The 6,163-nt window shown below is 65.2% G+C and carries 3 protein-coding genes; all 3 read left to right on the top strand.

What is annotated here, in order from left to right; genetic code table 11:
• Positions 1-119: 119 nt before the first annotated feature.
• A complete protein-coding gene (locus tag JQ572_RS18425; RefSeq protein ID WP_211383938.1) occupies positions 120-863 on the top strand; it encodes a hypothetical protein in 744 nt (247 codons plus the stop codon).
• A gap of 107 nt (positions 864-970) precedes the next feature.
• On the top strand, positions 971-3,154 hold the full coding sequence (locus JQ572_RS18430; RefSeq protein ID WP_211383937.1) for a hypothetical protein: 2,184 nt from the start codon (positions 971-973) through the stop codon (positions 3,152-3,154).
• A gap of 353 nt (positions 3,155-3,507) precedes the next feature.
• Complete coding sequence (gene gyrB / locus JQ572_RS18435; protein ID WP_211383936.1) at positions 3,508-5,943, top strand: DNA topoisomerase (ATP-hydrolyzing) subunit B; 2,436 nt, start codon at positions 3,508-3,510, stop codon at positions 5,941-5,943.
• Positions 5,944-6,163: the final 220 nt, after the last annotated feature.

A 6,163-nucleotide genomic window follows, 5' to 3' on the forward strand; every position in this document is an offset into this window, starting at 1 on the left:
CGCCGCATTGAACCCACGCGGTTGCGTCGGCGACTAGCTGTCTGAGGCCGCGCCGACGGTGTCGCAGCCCATTTTGCCATCGCGCGATGACATCACGCGCGATACCCCTGGAGCGTGAGATGCGGACGGCAAGGACCGGGGCTCGGGCCTCGGGACGATGGCAGGCGTTTGCGTGCGGCCTTGTCCTGCTCGCGATCTGCATGATCGCGGCAAGCGCCGGCGCCTGGGTGCCGCGTCTGTCGCCGCTGTTCTCGGCCGAGCTGACGCCGGATCCCGATACCAAGCTGCCCGCGCCGACCCGTTACAGCTACCGGGGAATTCACACCACCGTCGTCAGGGGCGTTGAAACGCCGCTCCGTACCAGGCTGGAGGCGACCGTGCCCGCCGAACTCGGCGACGTCCTCGCCTTCTACCGCACCGAGCTCGGCAAGCTCGGCTGGCAGGAGCAGCACGATGGCGCGGTGGTCTCCGCCGATCACGTCCAGCTCGCCTTCGCCTCGCCGCTCGGACCCGGCATGCTCGCGCTCGACCGCAAGGACAGCAGCACCAGGGTCAACCTCGTGCAGAAGAACGCATCCGTTGCGACCGATGCGAACGTCATGCCCGAGCCCGGCCAGGCGATGCTGGTGTTCTCCAATATCAGCGATACGGACGCCACGCTCACGATCAACGACCGCACCATCAAGCACGCCGCCGGCGCCCGCGCGATGTCGCTGGATCTGCGGCCCGGCAAATATTCCTACGAGGTGAACGTGCCGGGCCATCCAGCCACCACGCAGATCCTCAGCTTCACGGCCGGCGATACCTGGGAGCTCACGGTCGGGCGCGACGGAGAGGCATGGTCGCCGCTCCTGCTGTATTGAACCTCACGGGTTCCTGCCGCGACTAGTCGTCTGAGGCCGCGCCGACGGTGTCGCAGCCTGCAATTGCGCGAGGGATGAAGACCGCGCGAAATCCAGGAGTCTTGACAATGTCGACGATCCCGCGCGGGACGCAAGTCCCGGTACGCTGGCGGCTGCTTGCGTGCGGCCTCTTCCTGATGGCGAGTTGCTCGATCGCGGCCGCCGCCGATGCAGGTATCGTCGACGTCCACGCGCTGCCGCAGCTCGAGGGCGCGGTGGAAGACACCTCGCGCCCCGATCCCTACCGCGTCGAATATCGGATGCCGACGCCGGAAGCCGTGACATCGCCGGCGGTGAAAAAACTCCTCAGCGGCGAAGGCTGGGTGCCTTATGTACGGCCGCTGGAGGAGAAGAGCACCACGCTGAACTTCAAAAAGGGGCGGCAGGGCCTTTCGGTCTATCTCACCCAAGCCCTCGGCCGGCCCGACCAGTCCATGGTCCACTACTCGACCGACCGCATCTATTCGAACGTGCCGTTTCCCGACGGCGCGAGCGACATCATGTTCGATGGCACAAGGCCCTATCTCGGCTGCATTGCGTCCAGCGCGCTCGATGCGACGTCGAATTTCTACAGCAACGAGATGGCTGCGATCGGCTGGCAGAAGCTCACGCCGGAAACGGCCGCACGCTGGGCGACCAGCCTGGACGAGACCGTTCCCAACGGCCTGCGTGCGTTCTACGCGCACCCGGACAGCAAGGACACCGGCTTCTACCAGCAGAAGCCGGTCATGCTGACGCTGACGCGCCGCGACGATGGCCGCACCAATGTCGATATCCGGGTCGCGCCCTTCGCCTTGCCGAGCGAGCTCAAGGCCGACGGCGATCTTGCCGGCCTGCCGCGGCCGAATCCGACCAAGACGGCGAGGAGCCTCGGCAGTGCCGATTCCAACAAGCGTGAGATGTCAGCGGCCGCTATGGCCGAGCTGCCGGCCGTGCTCGCCTTCTATCATCGCGAGCTCGCCGCGCGCGGCTGGCAGGAAGACGGCAGCGCGCCGCTCGCGCCCGGCGACGAGGTCGCGATCAAGGTCTCCAATGCCGAGGAAACCGGCGTGCTCCGGCTCGGCCGCAAGTATGATTTCACCATGATCAGCCTGAACGTGCAGGTGAAGGAGTCGGCGCTGGCCGCCCGCGCCAGGGCGAAGAAGGAAGCCGATCAGAAGTTTCTTGGTGATGCGCTAGGTGCGGCCAAGCAACTCATCGCCGCCGACGAAGCGAGGCGCAAGGTGCAGGCCGCCGCGCTGTCCGACACGCCGCTCAATGCGCTCGCCGACAGCAAGACGCCGGTGCCGCTGCCCGAAACCGCCGAGGGCGTGAAGTTCGAGGGCGGCGACGGCCGGCTCGAATTCTCCTCCAATTCGAGCGTGAAGGCGCTCGGCGCCTTCTACCGCGCATCGCTGAAGAACGCGGGCTGGAAGGAGCAGCCCTCCGTCATCAACCAGCCCAACATGGCGGTGTTGGAATTCTCCAAGTCCGGCAAGTCGATCTCGATGACCGTGATGCAGATGGGTCCGAAGGTGAATGTCAGCGCCACCGGCTCCGGCCTGGTCGTGGCTGCGGCGAAGCCGGCCGAGACCAAATCGGCACAATCCAAACCGACGGAATCCAAGACGGTGCAGGCCAAATCGACCGAGCCGCTGAAGGCAGATCCCGATGGCGCGCTGCCCGTGCCGACGCAGCGCAGTTCGAGCGGGATCAGCTCGACGAAATTCCCCGGCAGCGACCAGTCGTTCCGCAAGGAGCTCGAGGCCAGCATTCCTGCCGAACTCTCGGATGTCCTCGCCTTCTATCGCACGGAGCTGACCAAGCGCGGCTGGCAGGAAAAGACCGACGGCGCGACCGTCACGGCCGACCGGGTGGAGCTGGCGTTCACCTCGCCGGAGGGACCGGCCATGCTGAAGCTCGGCCGCGCCAGGGACGAGACCACGGTCAGCCTGGTGCAACGGAATCCGCAGGCCGCAGCCAAGGCCGACATCATGCCCAAGGCGGGACAGGCCCGGGTGATGCTCGGCAACATGGGGCCGAAGGAAGCGTCGCTGACGATCAACAATCGAACGGTGAAGATCGCAGCCGGCGCCGGCGGCCCGCAATCGCCGAAAGGCCCGATGCTCGATCTGCCGCCTGGCAAGTACCAGTACGCCCTGCGCGTGCCTGGACGCCCTGCCCGCAGCGAAACCCTGACCGTGGCCGCCGGCGACGCCTGGGGCCTTCTGGTGGGGCCGAACGGCGACGTGCTGCCGCTGCAGATGTATTGAGGCTGCTATGTAGCAGGTGCGCTCCCTCTCCCGCTTGCGGGAGAGGTTGCGGCGAGCCCGCAGGCCGACCAACTTTACCCAGGACCAATGCTCTAACGGCACCTCGGAACACACCTCCCAGGCCCGCAAAAACCCCGCCTTTGCGAAGCCTCAAAAACCTCTCCGAATCGCGCTTTTTGCGAGCCCCAGAATCAGCCTTCGCGAGCCTTGAAAACCGGCTAAAAATCCCTATTTCATCAAAGGGTTGCCGGGAGATACTTTGCGCTAGGCGCAAGCTGTCTTTCATGGCACAAATAGCCTGCAAATCAGCGCCTTTTGCGCGGCTGATTCGGGCGACATTTCGAAGGCCTCTCATGACAGAACCTGCTCGGCAGACGCCTGCCGAAAACGAGCCCTCAAATCCAAGCGATTACGGGGCGGAATCGATCCGCGTGCTCAAGGGTCTCGACGCCGTCCGCAAGCGCCCGGGCATGTATATCGGCGACACCGACGACGGCTCGGGCCTGCACCACATGGTCTACGAGGTCGTCGACAACGCGATCGACGAGGCGCTTGCGGGCCACGCCACGCGCGTCGACGTGATCCTCAATGCCGACAATTCCGTCACCGTGCGCGACGACGGCCGCGGCATTCCCGTCGACATCCACAAGGGCGAAGGCATCTCGGCGGCCGAGGTCATCATGACCCAGCTCCATGCCGGCGGTAAGTTCGACCAGAATTCCTACAAGGTCTCCGGCGGTCTGCACGGCGTCGGCGTCTCCGTCGTCAACGCGCTGTCGAGCAAGCTCGGCCTGCGCATCTGGCGCGACAACAAGGAGCACTACATCGAGTTCGCCCATGGCGATGCGGTCGCACCGCTCGTGGTCGTCGGCGATGCGCCCGGCAGGCGCGGCACCGAGGTGACGTTTCAGGCCTCGACCGAAACCTTCAAGAACATCGAATATGATTTCGCGACGCTCGAGCACCGGCTGCGCGAGCTCGCCTTCCTCAATTCCGGCGTCAACATCGCGCTCTCGGACATGCGTCACGCGGTCGAGAAGCGCGAGGAGATGCACTATTCCGGCGGCGTCGAGGAATTCGTCAAATATCTCGACCGCAACAAGAAGGCGATCGTGCCGGCACCGATCATGGTGCGCGCGGAAGCCAACGGCATCGGCGTCGAGGCCGCGCTGTGGTGGAACGACAGCTACCACGAGAACGTGCTGTGCTTCACCAACAACATCCCGCAGCGCGACGGCGGCACGCATCTGGCCGGCTTCCGCGGCGCGCTGACGCGCCAGGTCAACGGCTATGCCGAGGGCAATGCGAAGAAGGAAAAGATCGCGCTGACCGGCGACGATTGCCGCGAAGGCCTCACCGCCGTGCTTTCGGTGAAGGTGCCCGATCCGAAATTCTCGTCGCAGACCAAGGACAAGCTGGTGTCCTCGGAAGTGCGGCCCGTGGTCGAGAACGTGCTCAACGAAGCGCTCCAGGCCTGGTTCGAGGAGCATCCGAGCGAAGCCAAGATGATCGTCGGCAAGGTGATCCAGGCCGCTGCCGCCCGCGAAGCCGCGCGAAAGGCGCGCGAACTGACCCGCAAGAGCCCCCTCTCGGTGTCCTCGCTGCCCGGCAAGCTCGCCGACTGCCAGGAAAAGGACCCGGCGAAATCCGAGCTCTTCATCGTCGAGGGTGACTCGGCAGGTGGCAGCGCCAAGCAGGGCCGCAACCGCGAATTCCAGGCGGTGCTGCCGCTGCGCGGCAAGATCCTCAACGTGGAGCGCGTCCGCCCCGACAAGATGCTGGGCAGCGAGCAGATCGGCACGCTGATCACCGCGCTCGGCACCGGCATCAGCGACGAGTTCTCGATCGAGAAGCTGCGCTATCACAAGATCATCGTGATGACGGACGCCGACGTCGACGGCGCCCACATCCGCACGCTGCTGCTCACCTTCTTCTACCGGCAGATGCGCGACATCATCGACGGCGGCTATCTCTATATCGCCCAGCCGCCGCTGTATAAGGTCAACCGCGGCAAGTCGGAGCAGTATCTGAAGGACGAGCGGGCGCTGGAAGATTATCTGATCGACACCGGGCTCGACGACTGCGTCTACATTCCGGGCACCGGCGGCGATCGCACCGGCCGCGATCTGCGTTCGCTGATCGACGACGCCCGCGCCGTCCGCGGCATCCTGCGCAGCCTGCACACCCGCTACAATCGCAAGGTGATCGAGCAGGCCGCCATCACGGGCGTGCTGAACAAGGCGATCTATGGCGACCCGGAGAAAGCCGCCGCAGCCGCGCAATACATCGCCGCCCGCCTCGACACGCTCGCTGACGAGGTCGAACGCGGCTGGGTCGGCCAGTACGTCGAAGGCCAGGGTTTCCAGTTCGAGCGCACGGTGCGCGGCGTCAAGGAAGCCGCTGTGATCGACGATGCCTTCCTGGGCTCGGTCGAAGCCCGCAAGCTCGACGAGTACACGGTGAAGCTCCAGGACGTTTATGCCCGGCCCGGCAAGCTGCGGCGCAAGGACGTCGAGCACATGGTCTACGGGCCGGTCGACCTGTTCGAAGCCGTCACCGACGCCGGCCGCAAGGGCGTCACGCTGCAGCGCTACAAAGGGCTGGGCGAGATGAACCCGGAACAGCTCTGGGAGACGACGCTGGATATCAATGCGCGTTCGCTGCTCCAGGTGAAGGTCAAGGAGGTCGACGAGGCCGACGACATCTTCACCAAGCTGATGGGCGACGTGGTCGAACCGCGCCGCGACTTCATCCAGGAACACTCGCTGAGCGCAACGATCGATATCTGAGGCCGGTTGGCTTTGCGTTTGATCTGCTAGCCAAGCGCTCGCCGCAACCTCTCCCGCTTGCGGGCAGGGCTATCGGATATGACAGCGGGAGGTTTCCGAAAGACCTCGGCCTGCATGGTTCGAGACGCCCGCTTTGGCGGGCACCTCACCATGAGGGTCTGATATCTCACCGCAAAACGCGACCTCATCCTGAGGGCCCGCCGTAGGCGGGCGTCTCGAA

Origin of the sequence: Bradyrhizobium sp. SZCCT0153 (genome assembly GCF_018129995.1) — a bacterium.
GTDB classification, from domain to species: domain Bacteria; phylum Pseudomonadota; class Alphaproteobacteria; order Rhizobiales; family Xanthobacteraceae; genus Bradyrhizobium; species Bradyrhizobium japonicum_G.